This is a genomic window from Bradyrhizobium sp. NP1 (assembly GCF_030378205.1).
GTDB lineage: Bacteria > Pseudomonadota > Alphaproteobacteria > Rhizobiales > Xanthobacteraceae > Bradyrhizobium.
This window is the reverse complement of record NZ_CP127385.1, coordinates 1,690,355-1,714,637: the sequence shown is the minus strand read 5'-3', so window position 1 is coordinate 1,714,637 and position 24,283 is coordinate 1,690,355. Positions and strand designations below refer to the sequence as shown.

The window sequence follows — 24,283 nt, the reverse complement described above, 5'->3', positions numbered from 1 at the left end:
CCGGGGCCCCGCTATCTGACGGTGCGCGGCGGCGGCAGGCTGACCTCGGCCAGCCGGACCGCGTCGTCGTCCTGGTCGATCGCGACATATTGGCCGTGCCAATAGGCCAGCGCCGCGCGGCGCGGCGACAGCTGCACGTCCAGCACACGCCCGATCACGATGCCATGGGAGTGGCGTTCGACGATATCCTCGACCTCGCAATCGATCGCGGCCAGCGCGCCCGCAAGCAGCGGCACGCCGGAAGCCCGCGTGACCCATTCGGCGCCGGCAAAGCGCTCGGCGCCCTTGCGCCCGTCCTTGCCGGTAAACCGCTCGGCGACTTCGAGCTGATCGGCGGCGAGGATGTTCGCGCCGAAGAAGCCATGCTGCCTGATCAGCGGCCAGGACGAGGCCGAACGGTTGATCGCGACGAGCAGCGAGGGCGGATCGACCGCGAGCGAGGTCACCGAGGTGACCGTCATTCCCGAGATGTCCCTGCCGCGGCCCGCGGTGATGACGGCGACGCCGCCGGTGAGATGCCGCATGGCGCTGCGGAAATCGGCAGCCGGCGCCTCGCGATCGATCCTGATGGTGCGGACCACGCTGTTCATGGCATCTCTCCTACTCTCGTTCCGTCCTGCCCAGCAGATGCCGCAGGATCGAGCCTTCCAGCGCGGCCAGCTCTGTCGCGCCGCGCTCGCGCGGCCTGACGATATCGACATCGACATCGAGCGCGATGCGGCCGTCCTCGATCACGAGGATTCGATCGGCAAGCGCCACTGCTTCGGAAACGTCATGCGTCACCAGGATCGCGGTAAAGCCCTGCTCGCCCCAGACCCGCGCCAGCAGCTGCTGCATTGAAATGCGCGTCAGCGCGTCGAGCGCGCCGAGCGGCTCGTCGAAGGCGAGCACGCGCGGATCGCTGACCAGCGCCCGCGCCAGCGCGACGCGCTGCTTCTGGCCGCCGGACAGCACCGCGGGCCATTGCCCGCTCTTCTCGGCGAGGCCAACCTCGCGCAACGCCTTTGCGGCGCGAGCGGGATCGCGCGCGGTACGGTCACGACGCAGCCCGACCTCGACATTGGCCAGCACCCGCGCCCAGGGCAGCAGCCGCGGCTCCTGGAACATCACCCTGATGTCCTCGGGCCGGGTTGCCTCGCCGAAGCTGATCGTGCCGGCATCGGCGGTCTCGAGGCCCGCGATCAGGCGCAACAGCGTGCTCTTGCCGCAGCCGCTGCGGCCGACCACGGCGACGAACTGGCCCGCCGGGATATGCAGGTCGACGCCACGCAGCACCTCGTTGTCACCGAACGACTTGCGTAAATCCCGGATCGTCAGCGGCAGCCCGCGCGACGAAGCCGAGCCCTTCCGCAGCTGCCGCGCCCGCGCGACGAAATCGGCGTGCTCGACGGGCTCGGCGCCGGAAAGACGAAAGCGAAGGGCTTCCTGCATTTCTATTCTCACTTCTTCTGGAACGCCGGGTGCCAGGACAGCGTCAGCCGCTCCAGCACACGCGAAGCGCTGTCGGCGAGCTTGCCGAGCAGGGCATAGATCAGGATGCTGAGCACGACCACGTCGATCAGCATGAATTCGCGTGCCTGCATCGCCATGTAGCCGAGGCCGGATGAGGCGGCGATCGTCTCCGCCACGATCAGGGTTAGCCACATGATGCCGAGCGCGAAGCGCAGGCCGACGAAGATCGACGGCAGCGCGCCGGGAAAGATCACGCGACGGAACAGCTCGCCATCGCTCATGCCGTAGATCCGGCCCATCTCGATCAGCTGCGGATCGACGGTGCGGATGCCGTGCAGCGTGTTGATGTAGATCGGGAAGAACACGCCGAGCGCCACCAGGAACAGCTTGGCCGTCTCGTCGATGCCGAACCACAGGATGACGAGCGGGATCAGCGCCAGATGCGGAATGTTGCGCACCATCTGCAGCGTCGTGTCGGTGAGCTTGCTGGAAAGCTGCGACAGGCCGTTGGCAAGCCCGAACGCAAATCCGATCGCGCCGCCGATCAGGAAGCCGACGCCGGCGCGCCAGAAGCTCACCCAGATGTTGCGGAAGAGTTCGCCTGACTTCAGCAGCTTCCATCCGGCCAGCGCGACATCGCTCGGCGCCGGCAGCACGCGCGCCGGCACGAAGCCGGTGGAGCAGGCGACCTGCCAGACCACGAGAATGGCCAGCGGCACGATCCAGGGGATCAGCCCGTCGGCGCGCGGCACTTTCAGCGCGCGAACGCGGGGAAGACTCTCAATCAGACTCATGATTGTGCGGCCTGCTTCTGTGGCCGGTAGTCGTTGCCGATGGTCTCCCCGAACGGCCCGGTGTTGACGCGGATCGGCGTCACATTGCCGGGCTGCTCCAGCGACAGCAGCGGGAACACCAGCTCGGCGAAACGATAGGCTTCCTCCAGATGCGGGTATCCCGACATGATGAAGGTATCGATGCCGACATCCTGATACTCCCTGATCCGCGCGGCGACGGTCTGGGGATCGCCGACCAGCGCAGTGCCGGCGCCGCCGCGCACGAGGCCAACGCCGGCCCAGAGATTGGGGCTGATCTCGAGCTGGTCGCGGCGCCCGCCATGAAGCTGCAGCATGCGCTGCTGGCCTACGGAGTCCATGCGGGCGAAAATCTTTTGCGCCGAAGCGACCGTCTCGTCGGTGACATGCTTGATCAGGTCGTCGGCGGCCCGCCAGGCCTCCTCGCTGGTCTCACGGACGATCACGTGCAGGCGGATGCCGAAGGAGGGCTTTCGGCCGCGTGCGACGGCGGCCGCCTTCACGCGCGCCACCTTGTCGGCGACCTGCGCCGGCGGCTCGCCCCAGGTCAGGTATTTGTCGACGGTATCGACCGCGACGTCGATGCCGGCATCCGACGATCCGCCGAAATAGAGCGGCGGCCGCGGCGACTGCACCGGAGCGAACAGCAGCCGTCCGTCCTCGATGCGGATGTGCTTGCCCTCGACATTGACCGTCTTGCCCGCCAGAAGGTCGCTGTAGACGTTGAGGAACTCGCGCGTCACCTCGTAGCGCTCGTCATGGTTCAGGAAGATGCCGTCGCCCTTGTTTTCGACCGGATCGCCACCGGTGACGACGTTGATCAGGAGGCGCCCGTTGGAGACGCGGTCGAGGGTCGCGGTCATGCGCGCGGCCACGGAAGGCGATTGCAGGCCGGGACGCACCGCGACCAGGTAACGCAGCCGCTCGGTCCACGGCGCGATCGTCGAGGCGACCACCCAGGAATCCTCGCAGCTTCGCCCGGTCGGCAGCAGCACGCCGAAATAGCCGAGCTGATCGGCGGCCTGCGCGATCTGGCGCAGATAATTGAAGTTCACCTCGCGGCCGCCGACGGAGCTGCCGAGATAATGGCCGTCGCCGTGGGTCGGCAGGAACCAGAGGATATTGGCTTTCGAGGGAGCATGGGTGCTCATGGTCATGATCCTGATTTGCGCTGAAGCTCGGAAACGGTGACGGCCTTCGGCAGCAGGCCGAGGGCCAGGAACGTGTCGGCGATGCGCTGCTGGCTCGCGATCACCTCGTCGCTGATCGGGCGGATGCCGTAGGACTCACGCTTCAGCGAGACGGCGAGCACGGGCGCCGGCAGGCCGACCGATGGGGCCAACTGCTCGGCGGCGGCATCGATGTTGCTCTTCGTCCATTCGTCGGCCTCGCTCAACGCTTCCAGCACGACATCGACCGCCTTTGCGTTGTCGGCGAGGAATTTCTTCGACGAGAAATAGAACTGGTGGTTGGCGACGAGACCGGTGCCATCGGCCAGGATGCGCGCGCCGGTGGAGGCTTCGGCCGCCGCCTCGTAGGGGTCCCAGATCACCCAGGCGTCGACCGCACCGCGCGTGAAGGCGGCGAGCGCGTCGGATGGCGCCAGGAACACCGGCTGGATGTCGGTATATTTGAGGCCCGCTTTCTCCAGCGCCTTGACCAGGAGGTAGTGGACGTTGGAGCCCTTGTTCAGCGCGACCTTCTTGCCTTTCAGCTCCGCCACCGATTTCAGCGCACTGTCCTTCGGCACCAGGATCGCCTCGCCCTGCGGCGCCGGCGGATCGTAGGCGAGATAGACCAGCGGCGCGCCGGCGGCCTGGGCAAAGATCGGCGGCGTCTCGCCGGCGATGCCGAAATCGATCGCGCCGACGTTGAGCGCCTCGAGCAGCGGCGGTCCGGACGGAAATTCAGTCCATGCCACCTTGTAGCCGAGCGCCTTGAGCTTCTCCTCGAGCGTGCCCCTGCCTTTCAGCAGCACCAGCTTGCCGTATTTCTGGAAGCCGATGCGGACCACCTTGTCCTGTCCGTAGGAGGCTCCGACGGAGGCCGCAACGATACCGATCGACAGCATCGCGCTGGCAATCAGGCGTCGAACGAAATGGGTCATGGAAAATCCTCTTTGATCGCGATCCAGGGGCGTGCGGGATCAGCTCTGGGGGTTGCGCCACACGATGTCGCGGATCGCGATCGGCCTCGGGATGAGGCCGAGCTTGAAGAACCGGTCGGCCACGCCCTGCTGGGTCGTGACGATGTCGTCGGTGATCGGCCCGACCACGAACGCGGAACGACTGGCCGCCAGCGTCTGGATCTCGAGCGGGACGCCAGTGACCGTGGCGAGCGCGCGCGCCACCTCGTCGCGATGCGTCTCCGCCCATTTCGCCGTCGACGTGGTCACGTCGATGATCTGCTGCAGGACCGCGCCGTGGTTCTTCGCGAAGTCGCGGTTGGCGATATAGAACGAGTTGGTCTTGGTGATCTCGTGGGCGTTGACCAGCACGCGCCCGTTCTGCTTCGTCTCGCCGATCGCGAAATACGGGTCCCAGATCGCCCAGGCGTCGATGCTGCCGTTGGCGAAGGCGGCGCCGGCATCCGGCGGCACCAGATAGACCGGAGAGATGTCGTTATAGGTGAGCGCTGCCTTTTCCAGCGTCTGCACCACGATGTTGTGAGCGCTGGAGCCCTTGGTGAAGCCGACGCGCTTCCCCTTGAGGTCGGCGATCGTCCTGATATCGGAATTGCGCTGCACCAGGATGCCCTGGCCGTTCGTGATGGGCTGGCCGGCCGCATAGACGATGGCTGCGCCCGCGGCTTGCGCAAAAACCGGCGGCGAGTCGCCGACCGCGCCATAATCGACGCTGCCGGAATTCATCGCCTCCATCATCGGCGGGCCCGACGAGAATTCGACCCATTTCACGTCGACGCCGAGCGGATTGAAATGTTTTTCCAGCGTTGCCTGCTGTCGCGCGATAACCAGCACGCCGTTCTTCTGATATCCGACACGAATCTCCTTCAGGCTGCCCTCGGCGTGCGCGCCAAGCGGCATGGCAGCCGCGGCTGCGCCGCCCAGCGACATCTTGAGGAACTCACGACGCTGCATTTCCAACAACTCCCGCCACGACTGCATCGCGGTTGCGATCACTGCGCTCCGGAAAATGATGGTGGCGTGCTCTTCGCGTGTCGAGTGCTCTGCAAAAATAGCAATGACGGTGCTATCCGAGGCACCGGGTGCGAAGCGTTTATTGCCGGGAGAGGATCAGTCGCGGCGCATTTTTGCTGATGCGTTCAGCGCACGGATTCCTGATCACGAAATATGTGAATGCTGCGCGCTCAAGAGGATGTGAAGCGACGCGGCTTGCGCCTGCGCGATGGCCTCACCCCGTCGAGGCGGCTCGCGAGGCGAGCTCGACGCCAAGCTTGCCGTAGCGATCGGTGAACGCCTGCGTGTCGATTTCATCGAGCATGATCGCCCCGCTCATGACGCCCGCCTTCCAGGCCTCGTGCTCGGGATCGAGCTGGAACTCAGGCATCACCTCGCGCGCAAACAGTTCGAGCGATTCGCAGATGTGCTCGTGCGTGTTCTTGCCGGCCTGGTTGAGCAGGATCACCTGGTCGATATGCGAGGTGCGGAAGCGTCGCAATTTCCTGGCGATGGTTTCGGGTGAGCCGATGAGGCCGCCGCGCAGCGCCTGCTCCTGCGCCTGCGGGTTGTCGCGCTTCCACTTGTTATATTCGTCCCACATGTTGACGGTGCCCGGCGCCGGCCGCTGCCGGTTCTGCGAAGCGCCATAGTAGCGCAGCGCGAACTGGAAGAAGGTCGCGCCGTCGGCGCGGGCGCGCGCCTCCTCGTCGGTCTTCGCGCACATGAAGAACGACACCAGCGCGATGTTCGGGTTGATCTCGTAGTCGGCGAGTTTCTTCAGCCGGCGCGTGATCGCGTTGTAATAGGCGTGGACCCAGGCATGGGCCGCGTCCGCGCTCACGAACTGGAAGCCGAGCGCGCCGAAGCCGCATCGCCCGGCGCGCTCGATGGTCGGCAGCTGCGAGCAGGCCATCCACAGCGGCGGATGGGGCTTCTGCACCGGCTTCGGCACCACGTTGCGCAGCGGCATGTCGAAATATTTTCCGTGATGCTCTGTGGCGCCCCTGGAGAACATCGGGAAGATCGCGGCGACAGCTTCCTCGAACACCGCGCGCTTGGTCTCCATGTCGCGACCGAACGGCTCGAGCTCGGTGATCGAGGCGCTCTCGCCCATGCCGAACTCGCAGCGTCCGCGGCTGAGCAGGTCGAGCACCGCGACGCGCTCGGCGACACGCGCCGGATGATTGGTGGTGAGCTGGAAGATGCCGTGGCCGAGCCGGATGTTTTTGGTGCGCTGGCTCGCGGCAGCCAGAAAGGATTCCGGGGCCGGCGAATGCGAATATTCCTCGAGAAAATGATGCTCCACCACCCAGGCATAATCGTAGCCGAGCCGGTCGGCGGTCTCGAGCTGGGTCAGCGCGTCCTGGTAGAGCCTGAGTTCGTCGCCGTCCTGCCATGGGCGCGGCAGCTGCAATTCATAGAAAATGCCGAACTTCATGGCGCCTCCGCAAGCGCGAACTTGTTGTTTTGTTCCATTGTAGTCGGCGCAAGCGCGAAGTCCACGCGCAGGCATAGGTCTTGCGGCAGGCGGCCGCCCGGTGATGTTGCTCTGCGACAAACTGTTCCCGCAGGGCCGCGCCTGTCGATTCATTGATCCAGATCAACGATGAGGAACAGCGGCTGCCTAAAGTGGCGGCAGGTAACGGCCCGGACGCCGTCTGATCCCAACATGGCAGAGAGATTTGAGATGTCGGCCGCGGGCGACGACGTGGGTGGACGGCCGCGCCGCAGGCGCATGGAAATCTTCGCGTTCCTGTTTCTGACCGCGGTGCTGATGCCCGCCTTGGCGGTGGCGACGGTCGGCAGCTACGGCCTCGCCGTGTGGATCTATCAGATGGTCGCCGGACCACCCGGTCCGCCCCCAGCGCATTGAGCGCTCATCCTAGGAACCAGCAGACGTGCGCCAACCTCAGATCACCATCGACCGCCGCAGCCTGATAACCGGCCGCGTGCTTAGCGCCGATCGCGTCATCGCGCCTCCCGGCGGAGAGATCGCAAGCATCCTCGTGCAGGCCCGCCCCGAGCGCCTGGCCGAGGTCGAGAGCGTCATCGCCGGCTTGAGCGGCTGCGAAGTCTACGCGCGCGATCCGCGCGGCAAGCTGGTGGTCGTGGTCGACGCGCCGGATGCGGGATCACTTGGCGCGACGCTCAACACCATCGCGCTGTTGCCACATGTCCACTCCGCCTCGCTCGTCTTTCACGCCATCGATGCAGGCTAGAAGCCGCAACGGCCGAAGGCCGGGAGAACACTCATGACCGCACCGAAGCTCGATCGCCGCCAGGTTCTCAAGCTCGAAGCCGCTGCGATTGCGGCCGCGGCCGGCGGGATGCCCGGGCCCGCGCTGGCGGCCAACCTGGTCACCGAGCGCGACGCCAGTGAATTGAAATGGGACAAGGCCGCGTGCCGCTTCTGCGGCACCGGCTGCAGCGTGATGGTCGCGACCAAGGATAACCGCGTCGTCGCCACCCATGGCGACATCAAGGCCGAGGTCAATCGCGGCCTCAACTGCGTGAAAGGCTATTTCCTTTCCAAGATCATGTACGGGCACGACCGCTTGACCCAGCCAATGCTGCGCAAGACGGGTGGCAAGTACGACAAGGATGGCGAATTCACGCCGGTCTCCTGGGACGAAGCCTTCGACATCATGGCGGAAAAATTCAAGGCCGCGCTGAAGAAGCGCGGGCCGTCCGGCGTCGGCATGTTCGGCTCGGGGCAATGGACGATCTGGGAAGGCTACGCAGCCTCGAAACTCTTCAAGGCCGGCTTCCGCACCAACAATATCGACCCCAATGCGCGCCACTGCATGGCTTCCGCCGTCGCAGGGATGATGCGCACCTTCGGGATCGACGAGCCCGCGGGCTGCTATGACGACATCGAAGCCGCCGATGCCTTCGTGCTGTGGGGCTCCAACATGGCGGAGATGCACCCGATCCTGTGGACGCGGGTGACCGATCGTCGTCTGTCGGCGCCGCACGTGCGGGTCGCCGTGCTGTCGACCTTCGAACACCGCTCGTTCGACCTTGCCGACATCGGCATGGTGTTCAAGCCGCAGACCGACCTCTACCTGCTTAATGCCATCGCCAACCACATCATCAAGACTGGCAGGGTTAACAAGGATTTCGTCGCCGCGCATACCCTGTTCAAGCGCGGCCAGACCGACATCGGCTATGGTCTGCGGCCGGACAATCCGCTGCAGAAGAAAGCAAAGGGCGCGGCCAATCCGAACGACTCGACCGACATGAGCTTCGAGGAATATGCGAAGTTCGTCTCCGACTATTCGCTGCAGAAAGCCGCCGAAATGTCCGGCGTGCCGCTCAACCGGCTCGAGGCGCTCGCCGAGCTTTACGCCGATCCGAAGACAAAGGTCGTCAGCTTCTGGACCATGGGGTTCAACCAGCACACCCGCGGCGTCTGGTGCAACAACCTCGTCTATAACATTCACCTGCTCACCGGAAAAATAGCGGAGGCGGGCAACAGCCCGTTTTCGCTCACCGGCCAGCCTTCCGCCTGCGGCACCGCGCGCGAGGTCGGCACCTTCTCCCATCGCCTGCCCGCCGACATGGTCGTCACCAACAAGGAGCATCGCGACAAGGCGGAACGCATCTGGAAGCTGCCGGAGGGCACCATTCCCGACAAGCCCGGCTATCACGCCGTGCTGCAAAGCCGCATGCTCAAGGACGGGCTGCTCAACGCCTACTGGGTGCAGGTCAACAACAACCTGCAGGCCGGCCCCAATGCCAACGAGGAGACCTATCCGGGATTCCGCAACCCCGACAATTTCATCGTGGTGTCGGACGCCTATCCGTCGGTGACGGCGCTCGCGGCGGACCTCGTTCTTCCCACCGCGATGTGGGTGGAGAAGGAAGGCGCCTACGGCAATGCCGAACGGCGCACCCAGTTCTGGCACCAGCTCGTCAGCGCGCCCGGCGAATCCCGCTCCGATCTCTGGCAGCTCATGGAATTCTCCAAGCGCTTCAAGGTCGAGGAGGTCTGGCCGGAGGAGCTGATCGCGAAGAAGCCGGACTATCGCGGCAAGACCTTGTTCGACGTGCTGTTCAGGAACGGTGAGGTCGACAAGTTTCCGGTCTCCGACATCGAGGAAGGCTACGCCAACGATGAGTCGAAGGCGTTCGGCTTCTACGTCCACAAGGGGCTGTTCGAGGAATATGCCTCGTTCGGCCGCGGCCATGGCCACGACCTCGCGCCGTTCGACGCCTATCATCAGGCGCGCGGGTTGCGCTGGCCGGTGGTGAACGGCCAGGAAACGCGCTGGCGCTTCCGCGAGGGCTCCGACCCCTACGTGACGCAGGGCGCCGGTGTGCAGTTCTACGGCTATCCCGACGGCAAGGCGCGCATCTTCGCCCTGCCCTATGAGCCGCCAGCGGAATCGCCCGACGACGACTATCCGTTCTGGCTGTCGACCGGCCGCGTGCTGGAGCACTGGCACTCCGGCACCATGACCCGCCGCGTCCCCGAGCTCTACAGGGCATTTCCCGAGGCGGTCTGCTTCATGCATCCCGACGACGCGCAGGAAGCCAAGCTCAGGCGCGGCGACGAGGTGAAAGTGATCTCGCGGCGCGGCTTCATCCGCGCCCGCGTCGAGACCCGCGGCCGCGACCGGCCGCCACGTGGTCTCGTCTTCGTGCCCTGGTTCGACGAATCCAAGCTGATCAACAAGGTAACCCTGGACGCGACCGACCCGATCTCCCTGCAAGCCGATTTCAAGAAATGCGCCGTGCGCATCGAGCGGGTGTGACTGCCATGACCAGAACCGCCGCCATGCTGCTGCTTGCCGCCGCGATCGCGGCCGGATCCGGCGCGCTCTGCGCGCAAACGCTGAACTCCGGCCTGCGCGGGCCGACGCCGCTCGACGACGAAGGGCCGGCGCCGCCGATGACGCCGATGCGCAACACAGCGGAACGGGAAACGCGCAATTATCCCGAACAGCCGCCGGTGATCCCGCATTCGATCGACGGCTACCAGATCGACATCCAGGGCAACAAGTGCCTGTCCTGTCATGCCCGCGCCCGCATCGGCGAGTCCCAGGCACCGATGGTGAGCATCACGCACTTCATGGACCGCGACGGGCAATTCCTGGCCTCGATCTCGCCGCGGCGCTTCTTCTGCACCGAATGCCACGTGCCGCAGAACGTCACCACCCCGCCGGTCAGCAATGATTTCGTCGATATCGACACCATGCTCTCCCGCGCAGCTCCCGGTGGCCGGCGATGAACCCGGTTGACAAGCCAGCCCCGCGCCCAGGGCGGCTCGCGCGGGTTTGGGCCTTCGTCATCGAGTTGTGGGATGTGCTGCGCCGCCCGAGCTCGGTATTCGGACTGGGCGTGCTGGTGCTCGCGGGCTTCGTTGCCGGCGTGATCTTCTGGGGCGGCTTCAACACCGCGCTGGAGCTCACCAACACCGAGAAGTTCTGCACCAGCTGTCACGAGATGCGCGACAACGTGTTCGCCGAGCTGAAGTCGACCATCCACTTCACCAACCGCTCCGGCGTGCGCGCGAGCTGCCCGGACTGCCATGTCCCGCACAACTGGACCGACAAGATCGCACGCAAGATGCAGGCCTCCAAGGAGGTCTGGGGCCATCTGTTCGGGAGCATCGACACCCGCGAGAAATTCATCGATCAAAGGCTGGAGCTGGCGCTGCACGAATGGGCCCGCTTCAAGGCCAATGATTCGCTCGAGTGCCGCAACTGCCACAGCACCGAGTCGATGGACATCACCCGCCAGTCGCCGCGCGCCTCAGTCGCCCACCAACGATTCCTGTTCACCGGCGAAAAGACCTGCATCGACTGCCACAAGGGCATCGCCCACCGCCTGCCGGACATGCGCGGCGTTCCAGGCTGGCAGTAATACCGTCCGCGCGGACCGGCGCGGAGATGCCTTGCGCCGGCGCGGTGAATGGTTAGCTTGTCGGTGAAGCGAGTCGCGGCCCTCCCCGCCGGCTTTTCCCCACCGAGATCCCATGACCACGTTCTCGCCGCACCAGGATTCCGCACTGAAGGCCGTTGCCACCTGGCTGAAAGCAAAACCCGGCCGGAACGGCACGCCGCAGGTGTTCCGCCTGTTCGGCTATGCCGGAACCGGCAAGACCACGCTGGCGCGGCACATCGCCGAAGGCGTCGACGGCGAGGTGAAATTCGCCGCCTTCACCGGCAAGGCCGCGCTGGTGATGCGCAACAAGGGTTGCGACAACGCCTCCACCATCCATTCCCTGATCTACCGCGCCCGCGAGTCCGGCGTCGAGCAGCCGAGCTTCGAATTGTGGGACGACGCGCCCGCCTCCAAGGCAAGGCTGATCGTGATCGACGAATGCTCGATGGTCGACGGCGAGATGGGCCGCGACCTGATGTCGTTCGACTGCCCCCTGCTCGTGCTCGGCGATCCCGCGCAACTGCCGCCGATCCAGGGCGGCGGCTTCTTCACCGATTCCGAACCGGATGCGATGCTGACCGAGGTGCACCGCCAGGCGCAGGACGACCCGATCGTCCGGATGTCGATGGACATCCGCGAGGGCCGCGAGCTCGAGATCGGCCGCCACGGCGAGAGCGAGGTGGTGTCGCGCCAGGAGCTCGATCCGCAGCGCGTGATGGCTGCCGACCAGGTGCTGGTCGGGCGGAACAACACCCGCCGCGCCTACAACATGCGGATGCGTCAGCGCCAGAATATCGAAGACCCCTTGCCGGTCGCCGGCGACAAGCTGGTCTGCCTGCGCAACAACAGGAAGAAGGGCCTGTTCAATGGCGGGCTGTGGCGGGTGAAGTCACGCGGACAGTCGCGCTCGAAGGCATCGCGCATTCTGAGCCTGCGCCTGATGCCCGACGAGGAGTTCGGGCACAAGGTGACGAAGGTCTCGGTGCGGCATGACTGCTTCGAGGGCGGCGTCGAGACGATCCCGTGGGAGCAGCGCAAGCCCTATGACGAGTTCGACTACGGCTACGTGCTGACCGTGCACAAGTCGCAGGGCTCGCAATGGGACGACGTCGTGCTGTTCGACGAGAGCTTCGCGTTCCAGGACAGCCGCGCGCGCTGGCTCTATACCGGCATCACGCGCGCCGCGAAGCGGCTTTCCATCGTGGTGTAACGCCCCTCATTTTCCCGCGAAGTAGAAATCCTCGCGTCCCGGCGGCGAGCCGTAGGTGAAGGGCTGCTGCCCGTGCCGCGTCGCGTTCCAGACGTCGTCGCGCACGATGTCGAACAGCTTGCGCACCTCGACATGCGGCTCGCGGATGTCGCGCGCGACCGCGGTCGCGAACGGGCTGTTGCTGCTTTCGCCGTCGAGCGCGGTCTCGCCGTGCTTGGCGGCGTAGACCACCATGAAGCCGGTGCTCGGCTCGATGTTGGAAAAGCCCCTGTCGACCAGCTTGAGCGCGATCGTGTGCCGCATGGTCGGCGCAAACGGATTGTCGCGGCAGGCATCGAGCATCACGAGCCGCAGCGCCCGGGCGCCGCCGACCGCCGCCAACACCTGCTCGAGCGCGACCGCCTCGGTCTCGGCGTCCTTGTCGGCCGCAAGCCTGGCGTCGACCGGCACGAGATAGTTGACGCCGCCGATCTCGAAACCATGGCCGGCATAGTAGATCACGGCCCAGTCGGATTTTTCGGCTTCCGCCGCGAAAGCGCGCAGCGCCTCGAAGAACTTGTCGCGGGCGAGGTCGCTCGCGACTGTGACCACCTGGAAGCCGACATCCTTCAGCGCGGCCGCGATCAGCTTCGCGTCGCGCGGCGGATTGTCGAGCGCGTGGACGTTCTTGTAGGCGCCGTTGCCGATCACGAGCGCGACGCGCCGCGTTCTGGCGGTTCCGCCGGGCCCCTGCGGCGTCAGCGCCGTGAGCCGATCGAGAGCCTTGGCGCGGATTTGCGCGATCTCGTAACCGTCGACCCGCATCACCGCATAGGCCGCGGAACGATAGTCGGCGCGCGCCTGCTCGAGATCACGCCGCTTTTCGAACAGCTCGCCGCGCCCCTCATGGGCGCGGATGTCGTTCGGATTTCGCGCGAGGATGGCGTTGTAGTCCTTCAGCGCCGCATCGAGATTGCCCCTGCCCATATGGGCTTCCGCGCGGTTGGCCACCGCGTAGAGATAGTTCGGCGTCTTGTCGATCACGCCGTTGCAGTCGCTGATCGCGTCGTCGAATTTACCCATCGCGACATAGGTCTGGCAGCGATGCGCAGGCACGCTTGGCGAGTTCGGATCGATCCGCCCGGCTTCGGCAAGGTCAGCCAACGCACCGTCGAAGTCCCTGTTCAAGGTCAGCACCTTGGCGCGGTTGACATGCGCGATGAACATGTTCGGCGCATATTTGATCGCGGCGTTGAAGTCGTCGAGCGCGCTTTGCAGGGCTCCCTTGCGCAGGTGGACGGTGCCGCGGTTGTTGTAGGGGGCCGCGAAGTTCGGCCGCTTCTGCAAGGCGAGGTTGTAGTCGGCGACGGCCAGGTCGTCCTCGCCCTTGTTCTCATGGGCGATGCCGCGAACGTCGATGATGCGGAAATTGTCCGGATCGGACTTCAGCGCCTCGGTATAGGCGGCAATCGCCTTGTCGTAGTCGCGCTTGCGCAGCAGCGCGTCGCCCCGCGCAGCCAGCGCCAGCGCGAGATCCTTCGGCGCGGCGCGGCCCGCGGCGATGACGCGCTCGCAGGCGTCGAGCCGGGCCTGGGCCTCTTTCTGCGTGTCGCGACAGGCGGCGACGTCGTCGTCGAGCTCGGGGCCGGCAGCGGCCGTCCCGACAAGCAGCAGCGGAATGAAGAACGACAGCAAGAAGGCGCGAAACATGTCCCGGGAACGCTCCTGCCCGACCAGCATTGGTCGGGCAGGCACCAAGGGCGGTTCATTGCGGCCGGGATCGGTCATTTCCGCTATCATCCCCCTGACGCGAGCGCCGCCCCGCCCGCCTTTCACGCAGTCGTGTCTGCCGCACCGTAACAACGGTGCCGGCGCACCGTATCTTGGGATACCGGACCGCGGGAGGCCGATTGTTGGGCCCCGCCTTCGCGTCCTAGAATGTCCCCCACCGCCCGAGAGGATACGCCATGCGCCGAACCCATTTGCCCTCGCTCATTGCCGCCGCGATCGGCTGCCTTGCGATCACGGGTCTCGCGCCCGCGTGGGCGGCGGAAGATGCCGTGGTCATCCCGCCGCCCGCCGTTGATGTGAAGGCGTCCAGCGGTACCCAGACCGCGGTGCTGGCCGGCGGCTGCTTCTGGGGCGTGCAGGGCGTGTTCCAGCACACCGCAGGCGTCGTCAGCGCCGTTTCCGGCTATGCCGGCGGCAACCAGTCGACCGCCGACTACAATTTGGTCTCGACCGGCACCACGGGCCACGCGGAATCCGTCCAGGTCAAATACGACCCGGCGAAGATCTCCTATGGCAAGATCCTGCAGATCTTCTTCTCGGTCGCGCATGACCCGACCCAGCTCAACCGCCAGGGACCGGACAGCGGCACGCAGTACCGCTCGGCGATCTTCACCACTTCCGACGAGCAGAAGCAGGTGGCGGATGCCTATATCGCCCAGCTCAATGCCGCCAAGGTCTACCGCAAGCCGATCGTCACCAAGGTCGGCCCGCTGCAAGGCTTCTATCCGGCGGAAGGCTACCACCAGGACTACCTGACGCTGCACCCCAACCAGCCCTATATTGCCTATAACGACCTGCCGAAGATCGAGAATCTCAAGAAGATCTTCGCCGACAACTATCAGGACAAGCCGACGCTGGTGGGCAACACCAAGCTCACCAACTAGCGTCCCGAATCCGAAGTTCGCACACTGACCCGGGCTTCCAGACAGGAGATACGATGTCCGACACCAAGGCTGCGACCGGTAAGGTCGTGAAAAGCGAGGCCGAGTGGCGCAAGGAGCTGACGCCGATGCAGTACGCGGTGCTGCGCGAGAAGGCCACCGAGCGGCCGTTCACCGGCGAATACGAGCATGAGCAGCGGCCGGGCTCCTACGTCTGCGCCGGCTGCGGCGAAGTGCTGTTCGACTCCGACGCCAAATTCGATTCCGGCTGCGGCTGGCCGAGCTTCACGCAGCCGGCGGCGAACAGCCATGTCGACGAGGAGAGCGACCATAGCCACGGCATGGTCCGCACCGAGGTGCTGTGCGCGAAATGCAGCGGCCATCTCGGCCATGTCTTCAACGACGGCCCAGGACCGACCGGCCTTCGCTACTGCATCAATTCGGCGGCGCTGAAGCTCAAGCCCCGCTAGTCCCTCTGCCCGGCTGACAAGCCCGCGCGATCCGCTCGCGCGGGCTTTTGCTTGGAAAATCGGTTCCCGGATGGAACCCATTCGGCGAATATGATTTGATCTAAGGCGCTCGGGGGGCCAGGGCCTCTGCCTTGCGGCGTTGCGGGAGGGTGCCATGACCCTTGGGACGATCCTGATCATCATCCTGATTATTCTGCTGCTGGGGAGCCTCAGCGGCCGGATCGGCGGCCCCGGCTATGGCATGGGTCATTCCGGCTCGGGCCTGATCGGGGTGATCCTCGTTGTGCTGCTGATTCTGGTGCTATTGGGCAAGATTTAACCAGGCAAGCCATTGAAATTACAGAGATATGCCGCAGTCGGGAGGCTGGGCTGCCGATTCATCATTTTGGCCCCCGGGATTCGCAATTCTGTCAAAGAAGCCTATATTAGGCACTGAAATGACGTGCTCGGCGTGCCGCCCGGTTGCGGCGCAAACCGCCGGCCAGCTTTCCAACCCACTCCGCGCTTGCGCCAAGAAGACAAGAGGTCGTCGCTCATGCGTCCGTTCAACTTCAACACTGCCGCCGAACTGTTTCCCGCCGCCATCCGCAAGAAGAAGCGTGCCGGTTTTGCCTATCGGCGATTTGGCACCGCGGCCGAAGCCGTTCGTTTCGCGATGGAGGAGTTGCCGGCCGATTCGCTGAACGGCGCCTACCTGCAGGTCGAGGAGGCCCGCTTCGACCAGATGGGCATCCGCTCGCTCTATGAGAGCGAGGCCTTCCCGCTGCCGCGCCGCCCGCGCAAGGTGGAGGCTGCTCCGGTCGAGGGCAGCAAGAAAGACGCGGCGTAAGCACGCGCGTCATCCCCCGATAATTCAGACAAGCCCAAGCGCGATGGTCCGCCATCGCGCTTTGCTTTTGGCCTGATGGGTCGTTGCACCACTCAACGCTGCTTCTCCTTCTCCATCCAGAGCCGCAACAGCCGCGCGTTGCGCATGTTGGCGCGAAACATAACGTCGAACGCGTCGCCGGCCAACGGCACCATCCCGACGACGCCGTCCAGAGCGACATTGCCCAGCATCCGCGCCGTGATGTGCCAAGGCGCGCCGAGCGCACGCGCCTCGCGCACCAGCCACAGCGAGATCGCCGTGGTGATGATGTCGCCGACCACCGGGATCAGCCCGATCAGGCCGTCGATGCCGTAACGGATCTTGGTGCCCGGCACGATAAAGGCGACATCGAGCAGCCGCGCGATGGCCTCGAGCCGCACCAGCCTTTCCTCGCGCGTCAACCTTTCGCTGAAGGGGTTGGCGAAATCGAAGCGAAATTCCCGAAATCCGTCGTGCAGCGATTCCGGCGGGATTTCGCGGCCTTCCTGGTCGATGATCGGACCTCGCGCCTCGGACGCGCCGAAACCGGCGCGGGACGCGCGGCCGGAACGCGGAGCCTCGCCTGCTTTCATGGTGCGGTCGTGCATGCCCATCAGATGGGAATGCGCAAGGCGAGCGCAAGTTGCGTCACGCCGCCGCGGCCGAGGCCGCGATACCAGCGCGCATCACCGGCCCGTCAGCGACCACGGGCGGCGGTCGGCGTCAGCCCGAAGCGGCGGCGAAAGCAGCGATTGAAATACGACAGGTCGTTGAAGCCGCAGTCGAAGGCGATGTCGCTGATCCGACGCTCGGCATCGCGCGCCAGCATGTCGGCGGCCTTGCGCAGCCGCAATTCGGTGAGCCGCACCGTGAAGCTCGCGCCCGCTTCGTAGAGCAGCTCGTTGACGTAGCGCTCCGACAGCCCGGCGGCGGCGGCAAGCTTCTGCGCGGAGAAATCCGGCTCGCCGAACCGTCTTTCCAGGATCATCAGCACCGCCTTGAGGCGCACCGCGCGGACGCCGCGGCGCTCGGCGGCACGCGCGAGATCGCCGCGGGCCCCGAGCCCGAGCGCGGCGAGATCCATCAGATGCGCGGCGATGGCGAAGCCGGCCTCGTCGACCGCGCCGGGATGGCGCAACAACAGGTCGCTGTAGTCCATCGCGAGCGACAGCGCGCCGCCCGGCTCGAGCTCGCGGCCGACCATGTCGTCGATGCCGGGGACCATCGCCCGCAACGTCTCCATCGGCAGGTGGACGTTGGTGAAGCGCTTCTCCTTGGCGCCGTCGATGCTGAAGAACGGCTCGTCGAGCCGCAGCAGCGTCAGCGATTTCGGCCGCAGCACATATTCGCGGCCGCGATGGAGAATCGTGCCATTGTGGTCGCAGCTGTTGCGCGCCAGGCAGTAGCGGTTGTCGTTGGTCGCGAGCACCTGACGCTGGTCGCGCCGGATCGACGTGAAGCTGCCGTCGCAGCGCCCGAGCAGGGTGGTGCCGACATGGATGGAATTCATCGCGGCCCGGAACGGCACGTCCGGGGTCGGATCGAGCTCGGCGGTGCTGGAGAAATACTCGAACAGCTCGGCAAAGCGCATGTAGCGCTCACGGTCGTCGAGACCGGACGGGAGCATGTCGGTTGAAAGCAGTTTCTTGACGACGGACATCGAAGGCAAACCAGCGGTGATGCAAGAGCCTGTCTGCCCGGACGCCGCCTGGGCCGAAGGCCGTCTCGAATTTTGTCCACACTCTAGCGTCCCGAATCCGAAGTTGCATCAGAGCCGGTGCTCTCATTCCCAGTTTTGACGCGTTTTCTTCACGCGAACCGGTGGGCCCACTTCGCTCGAAAACGCGATGGGCGCGCAAGCCGCGCGCCTCCAGCGCGAAGGCGAGCGCCGGACAGTCCAAGACCGGCGGCCTCCGGCGCCGGACAGTCCAAGACGCGAACAGCCGTCTCCTCTACCGAAAGCGCCGGCGGTCGCCATGGGGCCCTCGCCGGCAGGCGACAGCCTTCCGGATCATTGCAGAGGAGACGACCAGAGATGAAGACCTACTTCACCCGCAGGCTCGCGCTTGGGGCGGCCATCGCCGCCAGCATCGGCGTCGGCTACGCGATCGGCGCGCAGCCGCACATGACCGAGACCATCACGCTGCTGCAATCGGCCCGCGCCGAGCTTGCCGCCGCAACCCCGAACAAGGGCGGCCACCGCGAACGCGCGCTCGGGCTGATCGATCAGGCCATCGGCGAGGTGCGCGCCGGCATCGCCTTTGCCGGCGGCTGATTTTTTAAACGCTGGGAAAGGGAGAAACGATCCATGAAGAAGATGCTCGCCGCCGCATTGCTGCTCGGCACCATGATCGGAAGTGCAGAGGCGCTGCCGATCGCGCCGGCCACGACGCCGGACGGCAACGTCGTCCGCATTGCCGGCGGCTGTGGTCCGGGCTGGCACCGCGGTCCCTATGGCGGCTGCCTGCGCAACTACGCCAATCCGGCGGCGCATGCCTGTCCGCGCGGCTATCACGTCGGGCCTTACGGCGGCTGCCGCGGCAACGGGCGCTGATATCCGCCTTTTCAGCACGTAAGAGTATTTGCTTGCGCGGCGGGCCGTCAAAAGCCCGCCGTTTTTCATGCCGTCAGGACGAGGTCACGGGCTTCGGCTGCTCCTCGGCATATTTATGCGTGAGCCAGGACGACACGGTGCCCGGGATGAAGCCGACCAGGCCATAGAGCACGAACTGCACCACGCCGCTGTCGGGCCCGCGCGAGCCATACATCAATTCGGACGCGACGAATGCGACGATTCCGACCAGCAGCACGCGCAGCGCCGGACCGATCCGCTTGACGTGGAAGAGGATGTCGTCGACCGCGCCGATCATCAGCGCCGGCAGGATGCCGAACAGGTAGCTGTATTGCAGGGTGGTGAAAAACACCTTGAAGAGCTTTGCCACCTCGGCGGCGTTGGTGTCGGTCCAGTAGCCGGACTGGTAGGTCGTCGTCAGCAGCAGCCAGAATCCGCCGAGCAGCGGCCCGACCGCCGCAAAGATCAGGTAGCGTTTCATGCAGCACCCCTTGAACGCCTGCGACCCCTTTATAGCAGCGCGGCATGACGCTTGAACCATTAATTCTCGGTGAGGAAATGCCGCGCCGCAGCGTCGTGCTGCCCCCCTGGCGGTCTCCATGTCTCCTCACGAAGGCGGGGCCATCACCACAGAACAGCGCGATCGGTGAGGACGGCGGCTTGTGCTTCGCGCGAACAAAAAAAGCGGTGGTTATGCGTCCGGATGCCGCCCCCACCGAAGCTCCAGCGCTGACCGATGTGATCTGGAGGCGAGCGAAGTGACCAGGGGAGTCAGGTACGCCCTAGTCCACCGATACCCGCACCACGCCGGCGCTGATCATGCCGAGCGCTCGTGCCGCGCTCACGGACAGGTCGATTATGCGGCCTTTGATGAACGGCCCTCGGTCGGCCACGCGGCATTGAATTGAGCGCCCACCGTAGGAAACGGTGAGTACACTGCCAAAGGGCCTGGTTTTGTGGGCGCACGTCATCTCGGCGCGAGCAGCCTTTCCATAGCTGTAGAAGGAGGCAAGTCCTTCCTCGGCAAAGGCTTCCGATGCAAATGAAAGAAAGTAAAGCACAACAAGGTACGCAGGGCGCACTGGGGTACTCCCTTGGAGCCCTGCCCACGCGAATAATGTGCGACCGTCAAGTTAGTTCCGCGATCATCGTCGGCGATGTTCTTGAAGCGGCCCGTGCAGTCATGGCCTCGGACGGGCGGACAACTTCGCCTCCGCGTTCGCGACGTGGCGGTGCAGGGTCGCCACTTTCGCCGCGACGACGGGGAATGGCGATATTCGGATTCGATTGTCATGTGTGGACGGCCCCCGCGGATCAAGGTGTTTTTGACGTTCTGAGGGTGAGGGAACGGTTGCGGTCATGTGTCCGGCCTTTGAGGCGGCCGATTTGGCCGCTGGCCCCGATGGAGTCCGCGACGCGAGTGCCCGATCAAACAGGCGCGCTTCGAGGCGCTTGACAATCGCCTGGCTGTCTCGCATCCGGTCTTCGACCCTCTGTCTCATCGCGTCTTAGTGCACCTTGTCCCTGTCGGCGGCGGCCCGCCGATCAGCCCAGAGCTGCGGCCGGCATGGCCGCGCGATAACTTCCCCCTTTGACCATCAACGCCCAGACGATGCGGGCGATCTTGTGCGCGAACGCCACGGCGACGACCCTGAAGGGCCGACGTCCGCGCAACGCCATGAGCCAAGCGGATCTGGAACTGCTCTTCCGGCGCAAGGCGTTCGCTGCCCCCAGGATCAAAAGGCTCCGCAGATAGCGGTTGCCTTGCTTGCTGATTGATCCTAGCCGTTGCTTGCCGCCGCTGGACTTCTGTCGTGGCGCAAAGCCGAGCCAGGTTGCAAAGTGCCGCGCCGAGTGGAATCCACCGGGATCGGGCACCATCGCGACCAAAGCGCCCGCGATCAGCGGCCCCACGCCTGGAATGGTCGTCAGCCGGCGCGCAGTCTCATTCGAGCGTAGCTGGGAGACGATCTCCTGTTGCAGTGGTTCGATCCGTGCGTCCAAAGCTGCGATCTGTTCCGCCAGTTCTTGCAAGGCCTGCCGTGCGGGCGGCGGCAGACGGCTATCATCCTGGTCGCATACGATCGCGATCAGATCGTCGAGCTTGCCTGGCCCCTTTGCGGCCACGATGCCCATCTCCGCAAGGTGGCTGCGCAGCGCATTGATCAGCTGCGTGCGCTGCCGCACCAGAAGCTCCCGCACCTTGTAGATCATCGCGTTCGCCTGTTGCTCGGCGGACTTCACCGGAACAAAGCGCATGGTCGGCCGCATCACCGCCTCGCAGATCGCTTCCGCATCGGACGCGTCGTTCTTGCCGCGTTTGACATAAGGCTTCACATAGGCTGGCGGCATCAGCCTCACAGTGTGCCCCAGCGCCGTGAGTTCCCGCGCCCAGTAATGCGCGGTTGAACAGGCCTCGATCCCGACCGTGCAGGGCGAAAGCTCTGCGAAGAACTCAACACCGCACTCCGCCGCAACGGCTTGCGCATCACGACATTGTCCTGCTCGTCCACTCCATGCACCTGAAAGACATGCTTCGCCAAATCCAAACCAACCGTGCTAACCTCGCCCATGGACGGCTCCTCTCCTTGTGGCGTTCACCAACGACCACGTTTTGGCACATCGATGCCGTGAGCGGGGGCCGTCCACCCCATCAAACAGCGCACAGAACTTCGCATTCCCGCCGCGCGAAAACGCCCGGGGCTTTGCAAAGCGTTCACCCTCGAGAGAACAGAGGGCGCAGGGAAAGCCGGATGCTGGTCGCACCCGCAGCCTCGCGTGCGAAAGTAGAAAGCACACGAGTTAGTCACCACAGGCTTGACCGGGATCATGCCGGCCTTCCCTGCGCGAATGGTTTTAACGGTTTCCTTCGTGCTCTCCCCGGTGACCGGGCTTTGTTGCCACCGTCATTTGCGAATTGTCGTTTCGCAAACTTGATCCCAGCGTCGGGGGATCAGGACCACACGACTTCGCCATCCGCGATGCAGCGCATTCGTCTGATGCGCCACCCGCGTCCATCGCATCCCGCACCCAACGTTCGTGACGATCGCGATACGCCCCTCTTGTGGAGGCAGGACGGGCCGATTGAGGCCACTGATTTGCCCGACGGCTCAAGCAGAATATTTTTCGCGCAAGGGCTGGACAGGATTTTTGTGTGACTGCCCGTCGGGCAAATCAGTCAGTCCGATTCCGCTTTCGAGGACAAACTAGGGCGTGAACCCATAAATCTGCCGAGCGGACCGCTCGCCAAAGTGTTACGGCAGCGTCCTCATGCCCAAAATTCTGCCAGCCGTTCAACGAACCAGAACGCTGCCACGACGCCGACCCCATAGGCCGTGACGGTCCGCAGCCGACATTCGACGATGTCGGGGATTCCAAATTGCTTGGCCAACTGCATCACGCCGAGAACGGCGGCGATGAAAGCAAGCTGTCCCACCTCGACGCCGATGTTGAAGGCGAGCAGTGCTATCGGAACGTCGCCTTGTGGAAGACCGATATCGATCAGTGCGCTGGCGAAACCGAGGCCGTGCAGAAGCCCGAATGTAAACGCGACCGCCCATGGCCAGGTGGCGGTCAGGCTGGGTTCCCCTCGCTGCCGCCGCAGGATCTCGCTTGCCAGAAGCAGAATGCTCAGAGCAATACACGCCTCGACCGGCGGTCCCGGCACGTGGATAACGCCCAAGGTCGCAAGCGAGAGCGTGATCGAATGTGCGACGGTGAAGCCCGTCACCGTCAACAACAGCATCCGTGTGTTGCGCACGATGAGAATAAGCCCGAGCACGAACAGAAGATGGTCGAAGCCGAACAGGATGTGCTCAATGCCGTGCGACAGATAGGCGCCGGCGACCGCGAGAGGCCCCAGTGACGTCGCGATGTCGACCCACGGCTGCGACGGCCGCACCAGCGTAGTCGAATGCGTGCCATCCAGCATCTGCACGCGCACCAGAACATCCGTGACCGTCGCCTGAAGCCCCACGAACTCAATGCGCCTTCCGGCCAGTCCCTGGGCACCCACGTCAATGACCTGGCGTTCGACAAGGGAATCTGAGAGCTCTTGCGCGACAGGCTCGACGACATTGTGAATCTCGTCCGGGAGGCGCAGCACGACCGGCAAGCGCATGCCGGCAAGCACCGGCGTTCGCCAAAGCAGTTGGTAGCGGCCGGGCCCGGCTTCATCGATCTGCAGATAGGCCGGCCGGACCTCGTGAGCGTGCGCGGGCTGCATCGGCACCATCAGCGCCGCCAGCAGACCCGCCAACGCGACCTGGAGCCGCCGCCATTGCATCGATCGCGCCCTCACTGCGGCAACACGCCTGTCGACGCGATTGGCGCCTGAGGATTCCGCAGGCTCCCGAAGTCGACCGATTCGATGGGCGGGACCACGACCGTGTAGCGCGCACGCATCGCTTCGAAAGCAATCCGTTTGATCTCGCGCTGCTTTTGATCCAGCCACGCGGATTTGACGTCGGACTCGACTTCCTCGAACAAAGGCACCCGGCCCGGCTCGATGGCGTCGACGAAGACGAGATGCCAGCCATAGCCCGACTGGATCGGCCCCTGCCATGCACCGGGCTTGAGCTGAAACACCGCCTTTGCGAAGCCCGGGCCAAACTCCTTGGCGATCTGGTCGGGAGCGCGTTCGGCGTAGTAGTCCTGGAACATGAAGGGGTCGGCAACCGTAGCGACCTCAGGTGCGTCGGCCGGCTTACCGGAGATCTTGTCGAGTATTCCGGCAGCCCTGTCGCGAGCACCAGGTCGATCGAAGGAGAAGTACAGGTGGCGAAAGCTCGCGCGCGGCGGAAGCGCAAAGCGATCCGAATTCTGCGTGTACCAGGCTCTCAGTTCGGCATCGCCGGGATCCTGCAAGGCGGCAATATCTGCTGCCAGGAAATCCATCTTCTGCGCCAACCGGCGCTTGATGATCTCGTCATCCTTGTCGAGCCCAAGCGCCACGGCTTCGCGGGAGAGAATCTCCTCGCTTACCCGCTGCTCGATCAGGGCGTGCATCTCATCAGCCGTCGGCTGTGGCCGACCTTGCGCGAGCCATTGCACCGCCAATTGGCGGAGATCGTCCTTCGTGAGCGCGATCTGATTGGTTCGGTCGGTCCGGTTGGCGGTGGGGTTCAACAGTTGATAGATCGCGAAGATCAGCGCACCGGCAAAAAGGAAATGCAGCAGGGGTTCCCGCAACCACCTGCGCACAGGGGTTGGCGGTTTCGGTCCAGTCTGTGACTCATTCAG

General features: G+C 64.9%; 27 protein-coding genes and 1 pseudogene. 13 read left to right on the top strand and 15 right to left on the bottom strand.

The genetic code is table 11. The annotated features are described in order from the left end of the window. Window positions 1–11: 11 nt before the first annotated feature. From QOU61_RS08190 to QOU61_RS08160, 7 genes are all read right to left on the bottom strand, one after another. Entirely contained in the window at window positions 12–590 is a 579-nt protein-coding gene (locus QOU61_RS08190; RefSeq protein ID WP_289657600.1) for a flavin reductase family protein, read from the bottom strand. A 10-nt stretch (window positions 591–600) separates the two neighbouring features. Beyond that, complete coding sequence (locus QOU61_RS08185) at window positions 601–1,431, bottom strand: ATP-binding cassette domain-containing protein (protein ID WP_289657599.1); 831 nt, start codon at window positions 1,429–1,431, stop codon at window positions 601–603. 8 nt (window positions 1,432–1,439) lie between these two features. After that, entirely contained in the window at window positions 1,440–2,246 is an 807-nt protein-coding gene (ssuC, locus tag QOU61_RS08180; RefSeq protein WP_289657598.1) for an aliphatic sulfonate ABC transporter permease SsuC, read from the bottom strand. Further along, window positions 2,243–3,415, bottom strand: coding sequence for an FMNH2-dependent alkanesulfonate monooxygenase (gene ssuD, locus QOU61_RS08175; protein ID WP_289657597.1), 1,173 nt, complete (start codon window positions 3,413–3,415; stop codon window positions 2,243–2,245). Before ssuD ends, ssuC begins: the two co-directional genes overlap by 4 nt. A gap of 2 nt (window positions 3,416–3,417) precedes the next feature. Beyond that, complete coding sequence (locus tag QOU61_RS08170; protein WP_502876900.1) at window positions 3,418–4,371, bottom strand: sulfonate ABC transporter substrate-binding protein; 954 nt, start codon at window positions 4,369–4,371, stop codon at window positions 3,418–3,420. Between the two features lie 39 nt (window positions 4,372–4,410). Continuing rightward, window positions 4,411–5,361 (bottom strand): sulfonate ABC transporter substrate-binding protein, encoded by a 951-nt coding sequence (locus tag QOU61_RS08165; protein WP_289657596.1) that lies wholly within the window; start codon window positions 5,359–5,361, stop codon window positions 4,411–4,413. A 274-nt stretch (window positions 5,362–5,635) separates the two neighbouring features. Then, complete coding sequence (locus QOU61_RS08160; protein WP_289657595.1) at window positions 5,636–6,841, bottom strand: LLM class flavin-dependent oxidoreductase; 1,206 nt, start codon at window positions 6,839–6,841, stop codon at window positions 5,636–5,638. Between the two features lie 249 nt (window positions 6,842–7,090). Here QOU61_RS08160 and napE point away from each other — a divergent pair, with 249 nt between their 5' ends. The 6 genes from napE (at window position 7,091) to QOU61_RS08130 (ending at window position 12,502) form a co-directional block, all read left to right on the top strand. Beyond that, window positions 7,091–7,276 carry a periplasmic nitrate reductase, NapE protein gene (gene napE, locus QOU61_RS08155; protein ID WP_289661375.1) on the top strand — a complete coding sequence of 62 codons (186 nt, stop codon included), beginning with the start codon at window positions 7,091–7,093 and terminating at the stop codon, window positions 7,274–7,276. A gap of 25 nt (window positions 7,277–7,301) precedes the next feature. Then, window positions 7,302–7,622 carry a chaperone NapD gene (locus tag QOU61_RS08150; protein ID WP_289657594.1) on the top strand — a complete coding sequence of 107 codons (321 nt, stop codon included), beginning with the start codon at window positions 7,302–7,304 and terminating at the stop codon, window positions 7,620–7,622. Between the two features lie 33 nt (window positions 7,623–7,655). Next, on the top strand, window positions 7,656–10,160 hold the full coding sequence (gene napA, locus QOU61_RS08145) for a nitrate reductase catalytic subunit NapA (protein ID WP_289657593.1): 2,505 nt from the start codon (window positions 7,656–7,658) through the stop codon (window positions 10,158–10,160). A gap of 23 nt (window positions 10,161–10,183) precedes the next feature. Next, a complete protein-coding gene (locus tag QOU61_RS08140; protein WP_502876942.1) occupies window positions 10,184–10,636 on the top strand; it encodes a nitrate reductase cytochrome c-type subunit in 453 nt (150 codons plus the stop codon). Beyond that, window positions 10,633–11,271, top strand: coding sequence for a NapC/NirT family cytochrome c (locus QOU61_RS08135; protein ID WP_289657591.1), 639 nt, complete (start codon window positions 10,633–10,635; stop codon window positions 11,269–11,271). The genes QOU61_RS08140 and QOU61_RS08135 overlap by 4 nt, the downstream gene beginning before the upstream one ends. A gap of 112 nt (window positions 11,272–11,383) precedes the next feature. Beyond that, window positions 11,384–12,502, top strand: a complete 1,119-nt coding sequence (locus QOU61_RS08130) for an ATP-dependent DNA helicase (protein WP_289657590.1) — start codon at window positions 11,384–11,386, stop codon at window positions 12,500–12,502. A 6-nt stretch (window positions 12,503–12,508) separates the two neighbouring features. Here QOU61_RS08130 and QOU61_RS08125 read toward each other — a convergent pair whose 3' ends face one another. Beyond that, window positions 12,509–14,191: a caspase family protein gene (locus tag QOU61_RS08125; protein ID WP_289657589.1), complete on the bottom strand. Its 1,683-nt coding sequence runs from the start codon at window positions 14,189–14,191 to the stop codon at window positions 12,509–12,511. 257 nt (window positions 14,192–14,448) lie between these two features. Between QOU61_RS08125 and msrA the strand changes: the two genes are divergently transcribed. The 4 genes from msrA (at window position 14,449) to QOU61_RS08105 (ending at window position 16,452) form a co-directional block, all read left to right on the top strand. Next, complete coding sequence (gene msrA, locus QOU61_RS08120) at window positions 14,449–15,156, top strand: peptide-methionine (S)-S-oxide reductase MsrA (protein WP_289657588.1); 708 nt, start codon at window positions 14,449–14,451, stop codon at window positions 15,154–15,156. 53 nt (window positions 15,157–15,209) lie between these two features. Next, complete coding sequence (gene msrB, locus QOU61_RS08115; RefSeq protein ID WP_289657587.1) at window positions 15,210–15,623, top strand: peptide-methionine (R)-S-oxide reductase MsrB; 414 nt, start codon at window positions 15,210–15,212, stop codon at window positions 15,621–15,623. Window positions 15,624–15,777: 154 nt separating this feature from the next. Further along, complete coding sequence (locus QOU61_RS08110; RefSeq protein ID WP_289657586.1) at window positions 15,778–15,942, top strand: DUF3309 family protein; 165 nt, start codon at window positions 15,778–15,780, stop codon at window positions 15,940–15,942. Between the two features lie 216 nt (window positions 15,943–16,158). After that, complete coding sequence (locus QOU61_RS08105; RefSeq protein WP_289661372.1) at window positions 16,159–16,452, top strand: hypothetical protein; 294 nt, start codon at window positions 16,159–16,161, stop codon at window positions 16,450–16,452. 92 nt (window positions 16,453–16,544) lie between these two features. On the opposite strand, the gene QOU61_RS08100 is transcribed toward QOU61_RS08105, so the two are convergent. Further along, complete coding sequence (locus QOU61_RS08100) at window positions 16,545–17,084, bottom strand: DUF4112 domain-containing protein (protein WP_502876899.1); 540 nt, start codon at window positions 17,082–17,084, stop codon at window positions 16,545–16,547. 83 nt (window positions 17,085–17,167) lie between these two features. Then, window positions 17,168–18,130 carry an AraC family transcriptional regulator gene (locus QOU61_RS08095; protein ID WP_289657585.1) on the bottom strand — a complete coding sequence of 321 codons (963 nt, stop codon included), beginning with the start codon at window positions 18,128–18,130 and terminating at the stop codon, window positions 17,168–17,170. 375 nt (window positions 18,131–18,505) lie between these two features. On the opposite strand from QOU61_RS08095, the gene QOU61_RS08090 reads away from it, so the two are divergent. Both QOU61_RS08090 and QOU61_RS08085 read left to right on the top strand, forming a co-directional pair. Further along, window positions 18,506–18,745, top strand: a complete 240-nt coding sequence (locus tag QOU61_RS08090) for a hypothetical protein (RefSeq protein WP_289657584.1) — start codon at window positions 18,506–18,508, stop codon at window positions 18,743–18,745. Window positions 18,746–18,778: 33 nt separating this feature from the next. After that, window positions 18,779–19,024 carry a GCG_CRPN prefix-to-repeats domain-containing protein gene (locus tag QOU61_RS08085; RefSeq protein ID WP_289657583.1) on the top strand — a complete coding sequence of 82 codons (246 nt, stop codon included), beginning with the start codon at window positions 18,779–18,781 and terminating at the stop codon, window positions 19,022–19,024. Window positions 19,025–19,097: 73 nt separating this feature from the next. On the opposite strand, the gene QOU61_RS08080 is transcribed toward QOU61_RS08085, so the two are convergent. After that, window positions 19,098–19,523: a DUF5413 family protein gene (locus QOU61_RS08080; protein ID WP_289657582.1), complete on the bottom strand. Its 426-nt coding sequence runs from the start codon at window positions 19,521–19,523 to the stop codon at window positions 19,098–19,100. Between the two features lie 44 nt (window positions 19,524–19,567). Here QOU61_RS08080 and QOU61_RS08075 point away from each other — a divergent pair, with 44 nt between their 5' ends. Beyond that, a complete protein-coding gene (locus QOU61_RS08075; protein ID WP_289657581.1) occupies window positions 19,568–19,804 on the top strand; it encodes a hypothetical protein in 237 nt (78 codons plus the stop codon). A gap of 20 nt (window positions 19,805–19,824) precedes the next feature. On the opposite strand, the gene QOU61_RS08070 is transcribed toward QOU61_RS08075, so the two are convergent. The 4 genes and pseudogenes from QOU61_RS08070 to QOU61_RS08055 all read right to left on the bottom strand — a co-directional run bounded on the left by QOU61_RS08070 (window position 19,825) and on the right by QOU61_RS08055 (window position 24,232). Further along, window positions 19,825–20,124: a septal ring lytic transglycosylase RlpA family protein gene (locus QOU61_RS08070; RefSeq protein ID WP_289657580.1), complete on the bottom strand. Its 300-nt coding sequence runs from the start codon at window positions 20,122–20,124 to the stop codon at window positions 19,825–19,827. Between the two features lie 463 nt (window positions 20,125–20,587). Next, window positions 20,588–21,615, bottom strand: a pseudogene (locus tag QOU61_RS08065) (IS110 family RNA-guided transposase). Window positions 21,616–22,310: 695 nt separating this feature from the next. Next, entirely contained in the window at window positions 22,311–23,327 is a 1,017-nt protein-coding gene (locus tag QOU61_RS08060) for a HupE/UreJ family protein (protein WP_289657579.1), read from the bottom strand. Between the two features lie 11 nt (window positions 23,328–23,338). Next, window positions 23,339–24,232, bottom strand: coding sequence for a peptidylprolyl isomerase (locus tag QOU61_RS08055; protein WP_354142519.1), 894 nt, complete (start codon window positions 24,230–24,232; stop codon window positions 23,339–23,341). Between the last annotated feature and the right edge of the window lie 51 nt (window positions 24,233–24,283).

Bases quoted from the DNA above. Each gene is read 5' to 3' on its own strand.
- msrB (WP_289657587.1), top strand. From the start codon at position 15,210: ATGTCCGACACCAAGGCTGCGACCGGTAAGGTCGTGAAAAGCGAGGCC.
- ssuD (WP_289657597.1), bottom strand. From the start codon at position 3,415: ATGAGCACCCATGCTCCCTCGAAAGCCAATATCCTCTGGTTCCTGCCG.
- QOU61_RS08135 (WP_289657591.1), top strand. From the start codon at position 10,633: ATGAACCCGGTTGACAAGCCAGCCCCGCGCCCAGGGCGGCTCGCGCGG.
- QOU61_RS08185 (WP_289657599.1), bottom strand. From the start codon at position 1,431: ATGCAGGAAGCCCTTCGCTTTCGTCTTTCCGGCGCCGAGCCCGTCGAG.
- QOU61_RS08165 (WP_289657596.1), bottom strand. From the start codon at position 5,361: ATGCAGCGTCGTGAGTTCCTCAAGATGTCGCTGGGCGGCGCAGCCGCG.
- QOU61_RS08105 (WP_289661372.1), top strand. From the start codon at position 16,159: ATGCGTCCGTTCAACTTCAACACTGCCGCCGAACTGTTTCCCGCCGCC.
- ssuC (WP_289657598.1), bottom strand. From the start codon at position 2,246: ATGAGTCTGATTGAGAGTCTTCCCCGCGTTCGCGCGCTGAAAGTGCCG.
- QOU61_RS08110 (WP_289657586.1), top strand. From the start codon at position 15,778: ATGACCCTTGGGACGATCCTGATCATCATCCTGATTATTCTGCTGCTG.
- QOU61_RS08085 (WP_289657583.1), top strand. From the start codon at position 18,779: ATGAAGAAGATGCTCGCCGCCGCATTGCTGCTCGGCACCATGATCGGA.
- QOU61_RS08160 (WP_289657595.1), bottom strand. From the start codon at position 6,841: ATGAAGTTCGGCATTTTCTATGAATTGCAGCTGCCGCGCCCATGGCAG.
- QOU61_RS08090 (WP_289657584.1), top strand. From the start codon at position 18,506: ATGAAGACCTACTTCACCCGCAGGCTCGCGCTTGGGGCGGCCATCGCC.
- QOU61_RS08080 (WP_289657582.1), bottom strand. From the start codon at position 19,523: ATGAAACGCTACCTGATCTTTGCGGCGGTCGGGCCGCTGCTCGGCGGA.
- QOU61_RS08140 (WP_502876942.1), top strand. From the start codon at position 10,184: ATGCTGCTGCTTGCCGCCGCGATCGCGGCCGGATCCGGCGCGCTCTGC.
- QOU61_RS08095 (WP_289657585.1), bottom strand. From the start codon at position 18,130: ATGTCCGTCGTCAAGAAACTGCTTTCAACCGACATGCTCCCGTCCGGT.
- QOU61_RS08125 (WP_289657589.1), bottom strand. From the start codon at position 14,191: ATGTTTCGCGCCTTCTTGCTGTCGTTCTTCATTCCGCTGCTGCTTGTC.
- napA (WP_289657593.1), top strand. From the start codon at position 7,656: ATGACCGCACCGAAGCTCGATCGCCGCCAGGTTCTCAAGCTCGAAGCC.
- QOU61_RS08075 (WP_289657581.1), top strand. From the start codon at position 19,568: ATGACGCTTGAACCATTAATTCTCGGTGAGGAAATGCCGCGCCGCAGC.
- msrA (WP_289657588.1), top strand. From the start codon at position 14,449: ATGCGCCGAACCCATTTGCCCTCGCTCATTGCCGCCGCGATCGGCTGC.
- napE (WP_289661375.1), top strand. From the start codon at position 7,091: ATGTCGGCCGCGGGCGACGACGTGGGTGGACGGCCGCGCCGCAGGCGC.
- QOU61_RS08130 (WP_289657590.1), top strand. From the start codon at position 11,384: ATGACCACGTTCTCGCCGCACCAGGATTCCGCACTGAAGGCCGTTGCC.
- QOU61_RS08190 (WP_289657600.1), bottom strand. From the start codon at position 590: ATGAACAGCGTGGTCCGCACCATCAGGATCGATCGCGAGGCGCCGGCT.
- QOU61_RS08060 (WP_289657579.1), bottom strand. From the start codon at position 23,327: ATGCAATGGCGGCGGCTCCAGGTCGCGTTGGCGGGTCTGCTGGCGGCG.
- QOU61_RS08100 (WP_502876899.1), bottom strand. From the start codon at position 17,084: ATGGGCATGCACGACCGCACCATGAAAGCAGGCGAGGCTCCGCGTTCC.
- QOU61_RS08170 (WP_502876900.1), bottom strand. From the start codon at position 4,371: ATGACCCATTTCGTTCGACGCCTGATTGCCAGCGCGATGCTGTCGATC.